We start from the raw sequence: 17,378 nt of genomic DNA, 5'->3' as shown, positions 1-17,378 counted from the left end.
GTTGTTTACTCGGCAGACTGAGGGCGCATGTTGGTAGCATTAGATTGACCTCAATCAGCTGATGACTGATCCATACGCTTGCCAAGCTGACAATCATAAATTTAAGGATGCATGTATACCGACTATGACCCACTCAACCTCCAACCCAGCCAATTCAAGTAATCCAAGTGCGCCTCCCAAGACTTATCCTTGCCCCCGCTGCGGCACGCAGACCGCTTGGCAAGACAATAAGTACAAGCCATTTTGTAGCAGTCGATGCAAACTGATCGACCTAGGCGCTTGGGCAAACGAAGAATACACCTTACCTGCAGAAACTACGCCTTTTTCTGACGAGCTCTAACACTTACTTTTTTACTCACTTATCATCTTAAGGATGTTTACTATGTCTGCAACTTACCTGATGCCCACTTATAACCGTCAACCAATCAGCTTTACTCGTGGTTCAGGCAGTTGGCTGTATACCAAAGACGATACCCCGTATTTAGATGCGCTAACGGGCATTGCCGTTTGTGGCCTAGGGCATTGCCATCCACAAGTGACAGACGCCATTCAGCAGCAAGCCGCGACTTTGGTTCATACCAGCAACTTATTTGGTATCGATTGGCAAGAGCGCGCTGGAGAAGCGCTATGCACCGCCGCGCAGATGGACAGTGTGTTTTTTGCCAATAGCGGTGCTGAAGCAAACGAAGCCGCTTTAAAGCTTGCACGCTTATACGCCCACCAGCAAGGTTTTGCCCGTCCAAAAGTCATCGTCATGGAACAGTCGTTTCATGGCCGCACATTGCTATCGTTGTCAGCCACCGCCAACCCAAAAGCTCGCGAAGGATTTTACACTCTAGATGAAGATTTTATCCGTGTGCCCTTTGGCGATATTGAAGCCATCAAACAAGCCGCGCAAAAATACGATGAGATTTGCGCTATCTTGGTAGAGCCTATTCAAGGAGAAGGTGGTCTAAATACCGCCGCAAATGGCTTTGGTTATTTAGAAGCACTACAGGCTGAATGTGACGTTCACAACTGGCTGTTTATGCTCGATGAAGTACAAACCGGTAATGGCCGTACTGGCAAATACTTCGCTTATCAGCACAGCAATGCCCGCCCTGATGTTTTGACAACGGCAAAAGGCTTGGGAAATGGCTTTCCTGTAGGTGCTTGTATGGTACGTGGTCGTGCCAATGGGCTGTTTGGCGCGGGCAGCCATGGCTCAACTTATGGCGGTACGCCGCTGGCAAGTCGTGTGGTGCATAGTGTTTATGATGTACTCGCCAATACTGACATCATGAATAATGCCGTCACCGAAGGGCAATTCATCCGTGAGACGCTAGTCGATGCACTAGGACAGTATGGCGTCAGTGCGCGCGGCGCAGGTATGATGATCGGTGTCGTGTTACCTGAGGACATGGACTGTACTCAGCTGGTGGATCGTGCACGCGATGAGCAAAAGCTTATCATCAACGTCACGGGTGGCCACGTGATACGCTTATTACCGCCACTAAATATGAGACGTGATGAGAGTGCACAGGTCGCTGATCGTTTGATTGAGCTATTAAAGACCTCATGGTAAAGCGATAAAGTAATTGACTGTGACATGTAAAAAAAGAGCCTATAGATAATCGAAACCTATAGGCTCTTTTTTATGCTAAAGCCATCATCGCACTGATGATGCATCGCGCTTTAGTTGGCATGAAAATACTTCTTTAATACTTCAAGGCAACGGGTTATTTTTGCGGGCTGCTGTTCGCGATTTAAAGTAACGGCATATAGCACAAAGCTTGGCAGCTGATAACCGGTCAATACCTCTACCAACTCACCGCTCTCTAGCTCTTTTTTAACATCCATCTCCAGCATTCGCACCAGACCGTGGCCTTCTTTGGCCAATGTCGTCGCCATAAAAACGTTATTGGTATAGATACGAGAGTTCATTTTTATGCGGGTTTTTTTGCCCGTTTCTGTCTGAACCAGATCAATTTGATTGGCGTCTTTCATGATTTCGATACAGATCAGCTGGTGATCATTGAGGTCTTTTGGGCTTTGTATTTTGGCATGCTGACGCAAATACTGCGGTGAGGCAACCAGCAACTGGCGTACATCAGTCAATGGATGGCTACTCAGGCTCGAGTCATTGATGGTTGGACTCATACGAACCGCAATATCAATGCGCTCGTCGATCATGTCGATATAATGGTTGTCTGCCAAATAGGTGATGCTCAAGTCATCGTGGGCGGCCATCCACGTCGAGAGCGCAGGCAAAATATGATTGACGCCCAGCTCAGGGGTGGTCGCCACTCGCAAGCTACCAGCAAGCTCATCTCGCAATTGATTGACTTTGATGCGCCCTTGCTCGGCCGCGCTGACCACATCTTTTGCCGCTTCATAAAAACTCTCGCCTGCCTCTGTTAAGCTAAGCTTTCGAGTAGATCGGTGCAATAACACCACACCCAGCTCGTTTTCTAATGAGCGGATTTGCTGACTGACTGCACTGGTTGTAATACCAAGCTCACGGGCTGAGCCACTAAAGGAGCCATGTTCAACCACACTGGCGAACACAGCCATACCGCGTAAATTATCCAACATATTCTCACCTAACCTGCATTTGGTTTTTTAATATAGCTTAACTATTATAACGAATTTTAATGTGCCTTACAGTGATTAAATACCATCCTTTTTTATCTAAAATGACGCACCACTCTTAATAAAAACAAAAATATCAAGGTGATAGCAATCATCGCCTTGATATTTTTGGATAGCAATCGTGTTTAGTAGCCATATAGACTGTTAATCGGTTTCAATACAAAAAAAATTTGACTGTTTAGTATAGCTGAACCTTACCCATTTTACCTTCGCCGCGCTCGAGTAGGTACTGCATCACAGGGGTGTTAAGCAATTTGGTTTCTGCCAGTGACTTTGCTTGCACCATACGCTTTTGTTGACGGCGCTCTGGGGTTTTGTCTTCAGCCTGCATGACACTGCTGTCGATTTTTAGGTCGATCTCGGCTTGCTCAAACTGCTGCTGCAGTTTTGCCGCTAAGTGTTGAAAGGTGGCTTGTAAATGGCGGCTGTCCACACTGGTCACAAAGGTCGATTTGCCATTACACAGCCCAGTCATCATGCCCTGACGCGCCAATGCTAGCTCGTCTTGCGCCAAGCTCTCAGCCTCGCGAGCGGTCTGTAGCCAATAATCCCATTTGTCTGGCGTCCACTCGCCAGTCAGCTCCTGTGGTGGGCAACGCAATAACGTGCGAGGATCATCCGCCGTCATAGCCAATTGAGAATTATTTCCGTCAGGCTCTGCAATTGGTTCAGGCTCTGCAATTGGTTCAGGCTCTGCAATTGGTTCAGGCTCTGCAATTGGTTCAGGCTCTGCAATTGGTTCAGGCTCTGCAATTGGTTCAGGCTCTGCAATTGGTTCAGGCTCTGCAATTGGTTCAGGCTCTACGATCGGTTCAGGATCATAAGCAGCTGACGGCAATTGCTGACTAAGATCATGTTGATAATCTACATCGTCATCTGGTAGCGGTATTGCTGAAACATTATACTCAGCCGTAGAAGCTGTCGGTGAATCTTTCACCTCACTAGGCGGCTGCGGCAGCGTAGGAGGGGTTTCTGTCAGCACCTCATCAGCTGCGAGCGGACGAAACGCCAGTAGACGCAGTAGACACATCTCAAGCGCCTGCATGGGCGTACTTGCAAGCTTGACCCCTTCACGCGCTTGCACAACGATTTCATAGTATAGCTGCAGCACATCAGGGCTGATATGCTGCGCTAGGGTATGAATATCTTGTGCTTGTACTTCATTAACGTTGAGCGCCACTTGAGGCAACAGCTGCTTCAAAGCCAATTGATGCAACAGCTCAGCGAGCCCATCAAACATGCTGGTTGCATCGACCATCTGCGTGCGCATCTGCTCAATGTGGGCGGCGACAGCAGGCTTATCATGGTTATAGATATCGGTGATAAGACGAACCAAGTCAGCTGAATCAATTAACCCAAGCATGGCATTAACAGTCGCATCATCAAGCCCACCTTGACCAAAAGCGATGGCCTGATCGGTCAGTGACAAAGCATCGCGTACCGAGCCTTTGGCAGCACTGGCCAACTGCCAAAGTGCAGGCTGGGTATAAGCCACATGCTCTTTGGTCAAGATATTTGCCAAATGCTCACTAAGTAGCGTCTGCGGCAAGGGACGCAGTACAAACTGCAAGCAGCGTGAGATGATAGTGATCGGTAGTTTTTGTGGATCAGTGGTCGCCAGCAAAAACTTGACGTGCTCGGGCGGCTCTTCTAGTGTTTTTAATAAGGCATTAAAACTGTGGGTCGATAGCATGTGTACTTCATCAATCAAGTACACTTTGTAGCGCCCTTGGCTTGGCGCATAAGGGACATTGTCCAATAGCTCACGGGTGTCTTCGACTTTGGTACGAGAGGCCGCATCAATCTCAATCAGGTCAATAAAACGTCCCTGATCGATGGCCACACAGTTATCACACACACCGCAAGGCGTGCTCGTCACACCCGTCTCGCAGTTCAAACATTTTGATAAGATACGCGCAATCGTCGTCTTACCCACCCCGCGCGTTCCTGTAAACAGATAGGCGTGATGCAGACGATTGTAATCTATCGCATTAATCAATGCTTGCGAGACGTGCGTTTGTCCAATCAACTCATGAAAGTTTTTTGGGCGATATTTGCGAGCTAAAACTTGATATTGCTGCGTCATAATAAATGCCAATTTGAATAATACAAAGATAAATAGCGCATCCGCCCAGCGATCAACAGCCCGCCTGATTTATAACTGGGCTTTTAGCTGTGCCAGCTGCTGGTATAAGCGCTTAGTGTTTGCATCGATGAGCGCACCACTTTGATAAAACGCATCCAAATGTACCTCAGTGTTTACGCTGTCCTCGCAGGGTCTAAACTCGACACCGATCAAAAACAAATCTTCCATCACAGGCGCTTGCATTTGTGCATTGAGCTCCGCCAACAGATCTTGATGTGCACCGCGCACCTGCTCGGCGCTTAGCGAGCCATGAGGATCTTGGGCATAAAACACCATCAGATAATGACGACCAAACACCCTATAAGAGTGCTCGTGGCGGACATAGCCATTCCAGCGTGAGTCTTGATCCATGGTTCTATAAGCGAGGATTTTTTCTATCAAACACGCATAAGTATACATCGATTCATCAACCAATGTATCGACCTGTTCTTTTGGTAGCGGGTGCTGCGCTTCATAAGCGTCTTTAATCAGATCATTAAACAGCTTATACCACATGCCCGTGTTTTTTTGGATCTCTGCCATTAGAGCCGCCGCAAAAGCCATCTGCCCAGGCTCTGTGGCCTTAAGTAAGCGCGGCTCAATCTGGTCAATCAGCTCATACTTGACCAATTGCTCTTGTACAGCGATGGCTCTTTGATGAAAATCTGGCGACTGCAAAAACTGCGCCAGCAGCGTTGACTCATCTTGAAAGGATTCAAAACTCGTCAACTGACGGCGATGAAAGTCTAAAAAGGCGGTCAAATCACTTGGCGTCACCAGTTGCCGCAAGATATCGATAAAGTTTTGATAACTAAAAACCTGCAGGACACTTTGCTCATCATCCAAATCTAGCACGCAGTCTTCAGCAAAAAACTGACTGCCATACTCATAGCCAATAGCATAAGTCGGTGCCTCTGCACGGCCAGCATGGTGCTGGACTGCAAGCGACGTCAGACCGATGAAGTACACGGCTTTATCCCTCTGCACATCGCTATTTGTCAGAGATTTATCGTTTTTTTGATAAAGCGCTGCATGACGCCTGATCAGCTGATTGACGACTTCTTTTCGCCATTCGCGAACTTGGCTGCTATCGATGTCATGCTGACTTGCTTGCCTCATGACATCATTGACCAGCAGATAAATACGCGCGTCAGAGAACTCAAAGACAAAATCATACCCCTGAAACTGATCAGAGGTAGGTGAGTCATCGTTTGCAGTTTCATACAGTGACAAAAAGCTTTGCTGAACCATCTGTTGCCAAATTGAAGAGGCAGCTTGCTGAGTATCCATAATATCCCTATAAATGTGCGCTCTAAAATTCTGAGCCTATTCCTTAAAAGTAGAAAAACTTACAAAAGCAGAAAAACCTGCTTATGTTTAGTTTAGTCTCAGTACAGATTGATGGCAAGCAAAGCCCTTTTCGCTTGTTTTTTGGCCGCTAAGCGCACGGCATATATTAAGCTTTCTAGCTTTCTAGCTTTCTAGCTTTCTAGCTTGCGACGCATGTGCGGAAACAAGATCACATCACGAATACTCGCCGAATCTGTAAACAGCATCACCAAACGGTCGATACCGATACCTTCACCGGCAGTCGGTGGCAAGCCATAAGACAAGGCTTCGATGTATTCTTCATCGAAATGCATGGCTTCGTCGTCGCCCGCGTCTTTTTCGGCGACCTGACCGTGAAAACGCTCTGCTTGGTCTGCTGGGTCGTTAAGCTCACTAAAGCCATTGGCCAATTCGCGGCCACCGATGAACAGCTCAAAGCGATCGGTGATTTCTGGATTGTCATCGCTGCGGCGCGCCAGCGGTGAAGTCTCAGCTGGGTACTCAGTGATAAAGGTTGGCTGGCGCAGCTGATGCTCGGCCGTTTCTTCAAAGATAATGGTTTGTAGTTTACCCACACCAAACACGTCTTTTACTGGTTGCTTGAGCGTTGTTGATACATACTCTGCCAGATAGTCACGATCATTGATGCGTGACATGTCGAAGTTTTCGGCGTATTTGGCAATCGCATCAGACATAGACAGACGCACAAATGGCGCTTTTAGGCTGATGGCTTCTCCTTGGTAAGTAAGCTCTGTGGTACCCAAGATATCCATTGCCAATTCGTTAAATAAACGCTCGGTCAAATCCATCAAATCATGATAATCAGCATAGGCTTGATAAAACTCAATCATGGTGAATTCAGGGTTATGACGGGTCGATACCCCTTCATTACGGAAGCTGCGGTTGATCTCAAACACTTTTTCAAAACCACCGACCACTAAGCGCTTTAGATAAAGCTCAGGCGCAATGCGTAAATATAACGGCATATCTAGCGCGTTATGATGGGTCACAAATGGACGCGCCACTGCGCCACCTGGAATGGGATGCATCATCGGCGTTTCTACTTCCATAAAACGCTCACCCAGCATAAACTTGCGAATACCACTGATCACTTGACTGCGAACCATAAAGGTATCGCGTGTGGTCTCATTGGTCATCAAGTCAAGATGGCGATTGCGATAGCGCGCCTCTACATCGGCGAGGCCATGGAATTTGTTTGGCATCGGGCGTAGCGACTTGGTCAATAACGTGAACTCTTCGATATGGACGTATAAGTCGCCTTTACCCGAGCGTCCGATATAGCCTGACACCCCAACGATATCACCCAAATCCAATGATTTGATGGTGGCAAGTGTTTCTGGATCCAGCTCTTTACGAGCGACATATAGCTGAATACGACCCGTCATATCTTGAATGACAATAAACGCGCCGCGGTTCAACATGACGCGTCCTGCCACGTTGACCTGAGTTTTTTCGCCTTTTGCGACGTTGTCTTCGATTTCTTGTTTTGAGATACCTTCAAAGGCGGTTTGCAAATCTTTGGCGTAATCTGTGCGTTTAAAGGTGTTTGGATACGCCGGCTTGCCCGACTCTGTGATAGCGTCTAGCTTGGCTTGCAGTTGGGCAATCAGCTCATTGGATTCTTCTAATGTGGGCGCTTGCTCTTGGTTTTGATTATTGTGCTTTGACATAATACTTCTCAAAATGATTAGGTAATGAAATAAAAAACATAAAAATAATAGTAGAGCAGCTAAGAACACTGCCCGTTTAGATGGTACTTATCAATCTTTGCGACGCGCGGCTATTAATCGCCGCCACCGATACTGGCCATCAAGTCTGCTTGGTGCTCACGCAGTAGCGCATCAAGTAGCTCATCTAAATCGCCTTCCATGATTGAATCGAGCTTATAGAGAGTTAGGTTGATGCGGTGGTCGGTCATACGCCCTTGCGGGAAGTTATAGGTGCGGATACGCTCACTACGATCGCCGCTACCGACGAGGTCACGACGCATCTCATCTGCGGTATCGACCTGCGCTTGTACTTTGGCCTGCTGAATGCGTGATATCAGCATTTGCATCGCTTTTGCGCGGTTTTTGTGCTGGCTACGCTCTTGCTGACACTCTGCCACCACGCCTGTCGGTATGTGCGTCAAGCGCACCGCTGAGTCGGTGGTGTTAACGTGCTGACCACCTGCGCCACTTGAGCGATACGTATCCATCTTGATATCAGCAGGATTGAGCTCTACTGTATCATCAATCTCAACTTCCGGCATGACAGCCACCGTACACGCAGAGGTGTGGACACGGCCTTGACTTTCTGTTTCTGGTACACGCTGGACACGATGCGCGCCTGACTCAAACTTTAGACGTCCATAGACGCCGGTGCCTGAGACACGGGTGATGATTTCTTTGTAGCCGCCGTGCTCGCCCTCATTTGCCGATAGCACCTCAACAGTCCAGCCTTGGTTTTGTGCATACTTTTGGTACATGCGGAACAAGTCACCAGAGAAAATCGCCGCTTCATCGCCGCCCGTCCCAGCGCGAATCTCCAAAAACGCTGGTACCTTATCATTCGGGTCTTTGGGCAGCATCATGACATTGAGCGCCTCTTCCATCTCAGCGATGGTTTCACGAGCACTGTCGATCTCATCGATCAGCATCTCTTTCATGTCAGGATCAGTGGCGTCAGCCAGCATCGCCTCAGCATCTGCTTGATCGGTTTCTGCACGCCCATAGTTCTGCCATAACGTGGTGATATCCATCAAGTCACTATGCTCAACAGACAGCTCACGAAATTTATTATTGTCACTGATGACACTAGGATCGGATAATAAGGCGGTGACCTCTTCATAACGGTCTACCATCTGGTCTAAACGCAGGCGTAAGGATTCTTTCATAAAAGGACTTTTAATCAAATGAGGGGAATAAGAGAGTGATTATAGCAAATTTTTCCGTTTAAATTAAAACCTGTCAGCAATCTGCCTATTATACTCATAAATTACCGCCTGTGCGGCCGAGCAGAAGTGATAGAAATCAATAGCTTGATACCATATCCTACTGACACAAAAAAATAGCCAAGATTGCTCTTAGCTATTTGTTGTTGTCGGTAGTGAACAACAGGTAACAGTAACTATCAGCCGCCGTGCTAGCAGTATCGCTGTCGTTTATACCTTGCGCACCAGCACCGAGCCGATTGAGTAACCAGCGCCAAACGAGCAAATCACACCCAAATCACCTGATGCCAGCTTGTCTTTGTAGCGATGGAAGACAATCATCGGACTGGCTGAGCTGGTATTGGCAAACTCATCGATGACGCTTGGTACGATGGCTTTGTCCGCCTCTTTCCCAACGACAGTACGCAAGATTAAATCAAGCATATTGGCATTTGCTTGGTGCAGCCACATCATCTTCACATCATCCGCTGATAGCTCGTTTTCTGTTAGATGCTCGGTGATAATCTCCGACACTTTCGGACAAACCTCACGGAACACTTTACGGCCGTTTTGCAAAAACAGCTTATCCGTGACCGGCTCTTTGATATCAGGATACATCTCAGTCTGCGCCGCCAAAAACTCGGAGCGATCCATAAAACCGTATTCGTTTTTGATGTTGGTTGAAAACTGAGTAAACAGTTTTGAGTTGATAATCTCATAACCTTTAGGCGTCTCTAGCTCTTCGACGATAGAAGCCGTCGCCACATCACCAAAGATAAAATGACTATCACGGTTGCGCCAGTTTAAATGCGCTGAGGTAATCTCGACGTTGACCACAGCTACGCGTTTGGCCAGACCTGAGATGATAGAGCCGTGGGCTTGCGATAACCCAAACGTCGCGGCACTACAAGCAACGTTCATGTCATAAGCAAAACCGCCTACCATGCCAATTTCGTTCTGAATCTCAATGGCGACTGCCGGATACGTACGCTGAAAGTTTGAGCACGCAAGGATGATACCGTCCAAATCGTTAGCCTCCAGCCCTGCATCCGCTAAAGCGTCTTTTAGTGCGGCGGCGCCCATCTCAGCCATAACCGATAGCTCTTCGCCAAGCTTACGATAAGGAATCACAGGTGCCATGATTTCAGGATCTAAGATCCCGTCTTTTTCCATGACATAGCGTGATTTGATGCCAGATACTTTTTCGATAAATGCAGCTGATGAAGGCTGCAGTGCGGTCACAGTCTCTGCTGCGATCTCGTCGGCATGCTCATTGTTGTAGTTTTCGACATACTGGTTAAATGAAGCCACCAGCTCTTCATTGCTGATGCTATAAGGAGGAACGTATAGGCCGGTGCCCGTGATACAAGTCGTCATAATAAGCTTCCTTGTCTACTGCGGTAGTGCTTGGATAAGCGTAAAAGTGAAAAAATAAGGATGTTTTACTTTCGGTGAATAACTGTAAACTTAAAATCAGAGCCTTTATTATGCCTGAATATTATTATTTTTCTAATACTTTGTTACAAATAATGCATTTGTGACGAAAAATAAGCAAAGACGGCCTTTATTTGTGGGCGTCTACGCTATAATTACGAGGCTCAGGGCGTGATATGCGACTATTGAGCGCTCGCAAACAGTCAAAGCGTTTATATTTAGGAATACTAATGGTAGAGATTTTTAACTGGTTGTTTGGACAATACGCTGACTACTCCGCCTTATTTATTACTTTAGAGTTGATTGCGGTGGTATTTGGCGTAGCCAGCGTCATGCTCGCCAGCAAAACCAACATCCTTGTTTTCCCCATCGGCCTGATTAGCACCGCCATATTTGTCTATCTCCTATGGAAGTGGCAGCTGTTTGGCGATATGTTTATCAATGCCTATTATACCGTAATGAGCCTATATGGCTGGATTAATTGGTCAAAAAACAAAGCAAATAACACCGTTTCAGACCATATCAACCCTACCAGCCAGCAAGACCGCGCGCTCAAGGAGGCTGAGAGCGCCATCCAAATTGAGCGGCTAAGCACAAGAGACTTGCCCATACTAGCGAGTCTGGCCGCGGCCACCATGGCCTTTGTGGCTCTGGTGTATTACTTCCGCCCCGTGATAAACAATTGCTTTAGCTTTGAGGGTACCGTGCTGGGACTGCAGTTATTTACGTGGATCGACTACACCGACATGCTAACCACGGCGCTGTTTTTGATGGCGATGTGGCTGATGGCACGACGCAAAATTGAGCACTGGCTATTGTGGATCGTCGCCGATGCCATCTCCGTACCGCTATACTTTTATAAAGGTCTCACCTTTACTGCACTACAATACGTAGTCTTCACTCTGATTGCAATCTGGGCTTATTATGAATGGCAACAACGCTATCGCAAACAACCTCAAACAGCATACGCCTAAATCCGTCGTCAATGTTGCAGTATTGGGCGCTGAAAGCACTGGCAAGACCACGTTGTGCCGAGATCTGGCGGCGCATTTTGCCAGTCCTTGGGTGCCAGAGTATATGCGCACTTACCTACAAGCCAAATGGGATAACGAGCAGCTGACCTGTACGTGGGAGGATTTATTGCCTATCGCGCAAGGTCAGATTGAGTTAGAGAACAAACGCGCAATGCAAGCGGCACAGCTACCTGCTGGCCAGCGTTATGTATTCTGTGATACCAGCTTGTTTGAGCTGATGGTTTATTCAAACTGGTACTATGGCGACTGTCCTCTTGCCCTGACTCAGGCGGCACTGGCGCATCATTATGACCTGATACTACTGACTGAGGTCGATACGCCGTGGGTCGCCGATGATTTGCGTGATGCGCCGCATGAGCGTGATGAGATTAGCCGCTACTTTGCAGATCAGCTTAGTGTTCATCACAAGTCATTTAGACGTATTGGTGGTGGTAGACAGACTCGTGTTATGCAGGTAGCAGAGTGGTTAAACAATTTTGATTGTGTGTAAATTTTTGCTTAGGCTATTTTAATAAAAACAATGACTGGTATGGCTTATCTGACAATCTGGCTATCGAGCGCTTTTGCCCAGTTTTTGCAGTTATTCTGACAGCGCGAGCATATTTGATTAGGGGTTGTGATATGCTCGATATAACCGCAGTACATGCAAGCATAATGCACGCCTGACTCTACCTGCTCCACTGGCTGATACTGCTTAGGAAAAAGCGGCATACCGTAGCCTGTTTGCTCAGGTGGGTATAATAAGACGCTAAAATTGCCATCGGTTTCTAGCAGGCCGGTACGCACTTGCCCTAGATGCTCCACGCCCTGCTGACGCATCTCAGCAAAAAACTCATCGTGCGACATCTTGCCTTTTTTGATTTTGTCGAGCACCAGCATCCCATCTTCTACGATATACAGCGATTTTCCTTCTAGCAAATTTTCAAACGGCTGAAACTTCATCATCGCCCACGTACATAAGCGATACAGCAAGATGACGGTACTCATAATCAGCACCGCTTGGATGATCGGTAAATCCTCAGTAAACATCGGGTCGCCAGCGATAGAGCCTAATGACAAAATGATAGTCAGCTCAAATATAGATAACTGACGGACGCCGCGCTTACCCGTAAAGCGCAAGAACGTAATAATCAGTACAAACATCACAGTCACACGTACCAATATCTCTAGGACAAATGCCCACGTGGTATCATAAATAAAAATACTCGCCCAATCCATAAATGGTTCCTTGTTGTTATTTTTAATAACGCTCTATTTTATGCAAAACTTGCGTCAATCACTATAGGCATTATTTTTAAAAGCCACGTTTTATACCATAGTCGCGTTAATTGCATTTTCCGCAAACTCTTTATTTTGCAGGATGGCGCTGGCGGAGGGCTATATCGATGCTTGGAGCTTCACCACCCTTCGCCTACTGAGTGCCGCGATGAGCTTGGCGGTGGTGATGTCGGTGCACACCTACTGGCTGCATCAGCAAAAACCACATCAAAAAAACCTACATCTAAATACCGCGACTGATGACGCTATTTTACAAGATAAAGGTAGCTGGATAAGTAGCATCAGTCTGGTGGTTTATGCGCTGTGTTTTTCGATTGCATATACAGCATTAGATACAGGCACAGGCGCGCTGATTTTGTTTTCGGCAGTACAGCTGACGATCTACGTGATAGTCCTTTCGAGCGCAAGGCTATTAGTGCACGGTTTGAGGATGAGCTTAATGACTATGGCAAAGGGTTTCGGCGTATCGGTGGCGACAGAATGTCACGAGTACGGCAAGTAGCAGTATGGTTACAAGAATCAAGCTAATCTTGCTTAGGCTATTTATCAAAGATAGCTATTAAGACAACGTCAAAACCTGCCAATACCAGTGCCTCCATTCATTTTCATAATTTTTCCATCTTTCTTGCACCGCTTTTTAGCATGGCTCCTCTACGCTGTTATTTAACTTTACGGACTTGTTATCTGAGTCGCTAGTCAAATCATCAGCTTGAGGACGTTCGCATGCAAAAAACCCTATTTATAAAACTCACTGTCATCGCTAGCCTCTGTGTGCTCTTTGCCATTGGTCTGACGATGTTCAGTAGCGTTATTACTGAAAGACAGTACTATGCTGACTCCGTGGTTCGAGAAATCGCCGATCAGCATGTCAACCCGCAAGAGATTATTACCCCTTTCATCGCCATACCCGTCACAACGACACCAGAATGTACAAGCGCTACTAATAAAGCCAATAAATGTGCGCCGTCCTTCACAACCATAGATACAATTTTTGCGGCGCAAAGCTTGGCGACTCAAAACCTTGACGTCAGTACTGACACTTATCAGCGCGGCATCTATCACGCGACTAGCTATAGTGGCGATATCAGTTTTAAGCAAAGCTATAAGCCGCAGGCAGCTATAGAGTCTATTGAGACTGCTGATGTGCAAACCGATATGCCGAATACTACTGCAGTACATAACACTATAACAATGGCGAAGCAGACAATCACGCACTGGAAGCAAGCTAAGCTCATTATTCCGGTATCAGACTTACGCGGCGTGCCCACCTTGCCTACTGTCACAATAGATAAGCAAACTCTAAAAGCCACTTATCCAAGCGTGTCTATGCTCAACGGCTTAAGCTACGTAGAAGTCGCCTTACCAAAAAACACCGTAACGCAATTAAAAGCCAATGCTACGGCTTTGCCCCATACCGCAAATAGTAATATTAACGCCAACCAAGCTATTGATATTACTATTGATTTACCGCTTGCCGGTATTAGTAACCTAAACACAGTCCCTACCGGCTCAAACTTTGAGCTGAGTATGCAAAGCAACTGGCATGCACCAAACTTTATAGGTAAAGCTTTGCCGAATACTAAAGACTTTAGTGCTGAGGGATTTACTGCTAGCTGGCAAAACCAGTACCTGACTGTGGCTAATAATCAATATTTATCGCAGTGCTTGAGCACGGCAAACAATAGCTGCACCGTTGATAGCAGAGCGCGCTTAGACAGTGGCAATCCTGCTGATTATGGGGCGGCAGCAGCCGTCGTACAAGAAGTTGCCGGTAGCACCAATCACGGCAACCTAAATAGCGTGCGTCTTAATAGCTTTGGGGTCAGTTTCGCAGAACCTAACGATGTTTATTTGCAAACAGAACGTACCATGAAATACGCTCTACTATTAATTTTGATCTCATTTGGCACTTTCTTTTTATTTGAAGTGATTAAATCAAGCCGTATCCATCCGATTCAGTATTTGTTAGTAGGCTGCGCGCTATTGACCTTTTACGTTTTGTTATTACCATTAGCTGAGCAAATCGCTTTTTGGCAAGCTTATGCTATTGCAGGTAGTAGCTGCGTTGGACTCATCGGTTGGTACACTTATTATGTGCTCGGCGGTGTCAGGCGAGCGGTTATCTTTACCGCTATCTTAGCCGGTCTCTACGCCGCCTTTTATGGCATTCTCACCACTGAAGATCTAAATTTACTGTTAGGTGCGGTATTCTGCTTTATACTACTTGCCTGCGTGATGGTTATGACCCGTAAAATTGACTGGTATAAGATCGCTTGACCTAACACTAAAGAGACCTCAATGATAAAAAAAATTGAATTTTATTTAGAAAAGACCATCTTCAATAGTCGTTGGATACTGACACCGTTTTATTTAGGCTTAGTAATAGGTATCTTTTTGCTATTTATTAAGTTCGTACAAAAGCTAGTAGGAATGATGACTTATGTAGTAGACGCCCCAGTATCTGATGTTATTGTAGATATCTTGGTACTAGTTGATATTTCTTTGGTAGCTAGTTTATTGCTCATTATTATCTTTAGCGGCTATGAGATTTTTGTCTCCAAAATCGATACGGGCACAAGCGACGATCGTCCAAGCTGGATGGGCAAAGTGGACTTTTCAGGCCTAAAGCTAAAAGTAATAGGCGCGATAGTTGCTATTTCAGCCATTGATCTTCTCAAGTCGTTTATGGATATATCTAGCAAGATGAGTGATCTCGATGCTGATAAGCTCATGTGGAAAGTGATTATTCACATGGCTTTTGTACTCTCAGGTTTATTGTTTGCATTCATGGATAAAATCGTAGGCGACACCAAAAAGCATTAATCAATGTCATTACTTATAATATTCTAATTCTAAAGGGTTCTCTTGACAGCGACTTTCTATACTATTATTGCCCTTGTCGCTTTCGCTACCAATTCTCTACTATGCCGAATGGCATTGATGGAAGGGGCTATCGATCCTTGGAACTTTACGATTTTACGACTACTGAGCGGCGCTATTTGTTTAGGTATTATCATCACCCTTCATACTCATCGTCTAAAACATCAGACACAAACCGCGACTTCTTTTAGCAGCGACTTTAACACTGACAATAATAACGCTGCTGTTGCTGCTATTTTAGCGGATAAAGGCAGCTGGCTTAGTAGTGTCAGTTTAGTGGTCTACGCGCTTTGTTTTTCGCTTGCTTATGTGAATCTAGATACCGGCACTGGGGCGCTCATATTATTTGCTGCTGTGCAACTGACGATGATAGGTTGGGGTATTTACCAAAAGGAGCAACTAACTGTACTGCAGTGGCTCGCGCTAGCTTGCGCGCTGATTGGCTTTGTCTATTTGATGCTCCCTTCAGTAGCCATACCTTCTTTTACAGGCGCTCTGACTATGGCACTTAGCGGTATCGCTTGGGGCATCTATAGTATACGCGGCCAAGCTTGTCTCTCTCCGCTACGAGCTACGGGCTTTAATTTTATCAGAAGCCTAGTCGCTATCCCTTTTTTGTTGATAGTCGCTATCAGCCATTGGGTTGGGATAAGTATGCAAGGCGTGGTGCTAGCAGTCATATCAGGCGCGATTACTTCTGGCCTCGGCTACTGTATGTGGTATGTGGCTGTGCCCTTGTTAAAAAGTACTCAAGCGGCAGTGGTGCAGCTTTGTGTACCGATAATCGCAGCACTAGGAGGTGTTTTGTTTTTGTCAGAGAGTCTGAGTTTACGCTTTATTATCGCTAGTATAGTCATCTTAGGGGCGGTACTGGTGTTTATCTTAAACAAAAAAACAGTGTAAACAAAAAACCAAATATCGCTCAATCACTTAATCGATCAGGACTTAGCAAATCACGAAAAAGACAGAAATAATTACCTTAGTAAACTCTAACCATAACACGAAATTACATTCGAGCATGTATCATATTGCTCAGTATAACAACTCACATTCACTTACCAACTTGAGGAATATCGTTTATGAAAAAGTTACTTGCTGTTGCTCCTTTTACCGTTTTGTTAGCCGCTTGTGCAACCAACGCTCCGACCACCACTGCCCCAACCACTGCTGCCAAACCAGTCGTTCAGTCATTTACCTGTGAAGACGACGGCATGATTACTGCCGCCTATGCAGCGGATGGTCAAGCGGCCAACCTAAATATCACCTTGCCAAAAGTAGGTCTACAAGACGCAAAAATCACGTTAGAGCAAGCAGTATCAGGCTCTGGCGTACGTTATGTAAACAATGTAAACCCAAAGACCACCTATGACTGGCATACCAAAGCAGACTTTGGCATTATGACCATCACCTCAGACAATGGTCAACAGTATCAAGTAAACTGCCAACTATAGTTATTGACTATAAATAATGTATTGACTAGTGTTTTTACACTTATGAATGATGAGAGTCAGTAGTGAAGCTACTGGCTCTTTTTTATTGTACCAACCGCAATCAAGACAATCCCAATGTTGGGAGACAATGACTGATACCTGACATCCACGCTCTAAAAAGACGTGGCTTTACGGTGCTTTTTGATAAAAAATGATTGACTTCTCTTATATATTCGATATATAACATATAATATATTCTAATTAATAAATATATTGCGATGCGTCTATTACGTATCCATCAGAAT

16 protein-coding genes are annotated in these 17,378 nt (G+C 46.0%); 9 read left to right on the top strand and 7 right to left on the bottom strand.

Going from position 1 to position 17,378, the window contains the following annotated elements; genetic code table 11:
- Positions 1-124: 124 nt before the first annotated feature.
- Complete coding sequence (locus tag ACNFVB_RS06975) at positions 125-340, top strand: DNA gyrase inhibitor YacG (protein ID WP_288995825.1); 216 nt, start codon at positions 125-127, stop codon at positions 338-340.
- A 42-nt stretch (positions 341-382) separates the two neighbouring features.
- Positions 383-1,564, top strand: a complete 1,182-nt coding sequence (locus tag ACNFVB_RS06970) for an aspartate aminotransferase family protein (protein WP_430736992.1) — start codon at positions 383-385, stop codon at positions 1,562-1,564.
- Between the two features lie 110 nt (positions 1,565-1,674).
- Here ACNFVB_RS06970 and ACNFVB_RS06965 read toward each other — a convergent pair whose 3' ends face one another.
- The 6 genes from ACNFVB_RS06965 to ACNFVB_RS06940 form a co-directional block, all read right to left on the bottom strand.
- Positions 1,675-2,574 (bottom strand): LysR family transcriptional regulator, encoded by a 900-nt coding sequence (locus ACNFVB_RS06965; RefSeq protein ID WP_105245737.1) that lies wholly within the window; start codon positions 2,572-2,574, stop codon positions 1,675-1,677.
- Between the two features lie 235 nt (positions 2,575-2,809).
- Positions 2,810-4,717: a DNA polymerase III subunit gamma/tau gene (gene dnaX / locus ACNFVB_RS06960; protein ID WP_430736991.1), complete on the bottom strand. Its 1,908-nt coding sequence runs from the start codon at positions 4,715-4,717 to the stop codon at positions 2,810-2,812.
- A 69-nt stretch (positions 4,718-4,786) separates the two neighbouring features.
- Positions 4,787-6,046: a hypothetical protein gene (locus ACNFVB_RS06955; protein ID WP_430736990.1), complete on the bottom strand. Its 1,260-nt coding sequence runs from the start codon at positions 6,044-6,046 to the stop codon at positions 4,787-4,789.
- Between the two features lie 191 nt (positions 6,047-6,237).
- A complete protein-coding gene (gene lysS / locus ACNFVB_RS06950; protein WP_105245731.1) occupies positions 6,238-7,776 on the bottom strand; it encodes a lysine--tRNA ligase in 1,539 nt (512 codons plus the stop codon).
- A 113-nt stretch (positions 7,777-7,889) separates the two neighbouring features.
- Positions 7,890-8,981: a peptide chain release factor 1 gene (gene prfA / locus ACNFVB_RS06945; RefSeq protein ID WP_105245729.1), complete on the bottom strand. Its 1,092-nt coding sequence runs from the start codon at positions 8,979-8,981 to the stop codon at positions 7,890-7,892.
- 267 nt (positions 8,982-9,248) lie between these two features.
- Entirely contained in the window at positions 9,249-10,394 is a 1,146-nt protein-coding gene (locus tag ACNFVB_RS06940) for a beta-ketoacyl-ACP synthase III (protein ID WP_430736989.1), read from the bottom strand.
- 287 nt (positions 10,395-10,681) lie between these two features.
- Here ACNFVB_RS06940 and pnuC point away from each other — a divergent pair, with 287 nt between their 5' ends.
- Positions 10,682-11,425, top strand: coding sequence for a nicotinamide riboside transporter PnuC (gene pnuC / locus ACNFVB_RS06935; protein ID WP_430736988.1), 744 nt, complete (start codon positions 10,682-10,684; stop codon positions 11,423-11,425).
- Positions 11,376-11,975 carry an AAA family ATPase gene (locus ACNFVB_RS06930; protein WP_430736987.1) on the top strand — a complete coding sequence of 200 codons (600 nt, stop codon included), beginning with the start codon at positions 11,376-11,378 and terminating at the stop codon, positions 11,973-11,975. The genes pnuC and ACNFVB_RS06930 overlap by 50 nt, the downstream gene beginning before the upstream one ends.
- Before the next feature lie 44 nt (positions 11,976-12,019).
- On the opposite strand, the gene ACNFVB_RS06925 is transcribed toward ACNFVB_RS06930, so the two are convergent.
- On the bottom strand, positions 12,020-12,703 hold the full coding sequence (locus ACNFVB_RS06925; RefSeq protein ID WP_430736986.1) for a DUF421 domain-containing protein: 684 nt from the start codon (positions 12,701-12,703) through the stop codon (positions 12,020-12,022).
- 142 nt (positions 12,704-12,845) lie between these two features.
- On the opposite strand from ACNFVB_RS06925, the gene ACNFVB_RS06920 reads away from it, so the two are divergent.
- The 5 genes from ACNFVB_RS06920 (at position 12,846) to ACNFVB_RS06900 (ending at position 17,094) form a co-directional block, all read left to right on the top strand.
- Positions 12,846-13,265 (top strand): hypothetical protein, encoded by a 420-nt coding sequence (locus ACNFVB_RS06920; RefSeq protein ID WP_430736985.1) that lies wholly within the window; start codon positions 12,846-12,848, stop codon positions 13,263-13,265.
- 221 nt (positions 13,266-13,486) lie between these two features.
- A complete protein-coding gene (gene creD, locus ACNFVB_RS06915; RefSeq protein WP_430736984.1) occupies positions 13,487-15,040 on the top strand; it encodes a cell envelope integrity protein CreD in 1,554 nt (517 codons plus the stop codon).
- Positions 15,041-15,061: 21 nt separating this feature from the next.
- Positions 15,062-15,586: a TIGR00645 family protein gene (locus tag ACNFVB_RS06910; protein ID WP_025644264.1), complete on the top strand. Its 525-nt coding sequence runs from the start codon at positions 15,062-15,064 to the stop codon at positions 15,584-15,586.
- A 108-nt stretch (positions 15,587-15,694) separates the two neighbouring features.
- The gene (locus ACNFVB_RS06905; protein ID WP_430736983.1) at positions 15,695-16,546 is read left to right on the top strand and encodes a DMT family transporter; all 852 of its coding nucleotides are present in this window, start codon (positions 15,695-15,697) and stop codon (positions 16,544-16,546) included.
- A 176-nt stretch (positions 16,547-16,722) separates the two neighbouring features.
- On the top strand, positions 16,723-17,094 hold the full coding sequence (locus ACNFVB_RS06900; protein ID WP_430736982.1) for an MliC family protein: 372 nt from the start codon (positions 16,723-16,725) through the stop codon (positions 17,092-17,094).
- Positions 17,095-17,378: the final 284 nt, after the last annotated feature.

Origin of the sequence: Psychrobacter sp. VH5 (assembly GCF_050572635.1) — a bacterium.
GTDB classification, from domain to species: Bacteria; Pseudomonadota; Gammaproteobacteria; order Pseudomonadales; family Moraxellaceae; genus Psychrobacter; species Psychrobacter celer.
This window is presented reverse-complemented; position numbering and strand designations above follow the sequence as displayed.

Coding starts and splice junctions, on each gene's coding strand:
- ACNFVB_RS06975 (WP_288995825.1), top strand. CDS start 125: ATGACCCACTCAACCTCCAACCCAGCCAATTCAAGTAATCCAAGTGCG.
- ACNFVB_RS06970 (WP_430736992.1), top strand. CDS start 383: ATGTCTGCAACTTACCTGATGCCCACTTATAACCGTCAACCAATCAGC.
- ACNFVB_RS06965 (WP_105245737.1), bottom strand. CDS start 2,574: ATGTTGGATAATTTACGCGGTATGGCTGTGTTCGCCAGTGTGGTTGAA.
- dnaX (WP_430736991.1), bottom strand. CDS start 4,717: ATGACGCAGCAATATCAAGTTTTAGCTCGCAAATATCGCCCAAAAAAC.
- ACNFVB_RS06955 (WP_430736990.1), bottom strand. CDS start 6,046: ATGGATACTCAGCAAGCTGCCTCTTCAATTTGGCAACAGATGGTTCAG.
- lysS (WP_105245731.1), bottom strand. CDS start 7,776: ATGTCAAAGCACAATAATCAAAACCAAGAGCAAGCGCCCACATTAGAA.
- prfA (WP_105245729.1), bottom strand. CDS start 8,981: ATGAAAGAATCCTTACGCCTGCGTTTAGACCAGATGGTAGACCGTTAT.
- ACNFVB_RS06940 (WP_430736989.1), bottom strand. CDS start 10,394: ATGACGACTTGTATCACGGGCACCGGCCTATACGTTCCTCCTTATAGC.
- pnuC (WP_430736988.1), top strand. CDS start 10,682: ATGGTAGAGATTTTTAACTGGTTGTTTGGACAATACGCTGACTACTCC.
- ACNFVB_RS06930 (WP_430736987.1), top strand. CDS start 11,376: ATGAATGGCAACAACGCTATCGCAAACAACCTCAAACAGCATACGCCT.
- ACNFVB_RS06925 (WP_430736986.1), bottom strand. CDS start 12,703: ATGGATTGGGCGAGTATTTTTATTTATGATACCACGTGGGCATTTGTC.
- ACNFVB_RS06920 (WP_430736985.1), top strand. CDS start 12,846: ATGGCGCTGGCGGAGGGCTATATCGATGCTTGGAGCTTCACCACCCTT.
- creD (WP_430736984.1), top strand. CDS start 13,487: ATGCAAAAAACCCTATTTATAAAACTCACTGTCATCGCTAGCCTCTGT.
- ACNFVB_RS06910 (WP_025644264.1), top strand. CDS start 15,062: ATGATAAAAAAAATTGAATTTTATTTAGAAAAGACCATCTTCAATAGT.
- ACNFVB_RS06905 (WP_430736983.1), top strand. CDS start 15,695: ATGGCATTGATGGAAGGGGCTATCGATCCTTGGAACTTTACGATTTTA.
- ACNFVB_RS06900 (WP_430736982.1), top strand. CDS start 16,723: ATGAAAAAGTTACTTGCTGTTGCTCCTTTTACCGTTTTGTTAGCCGCT.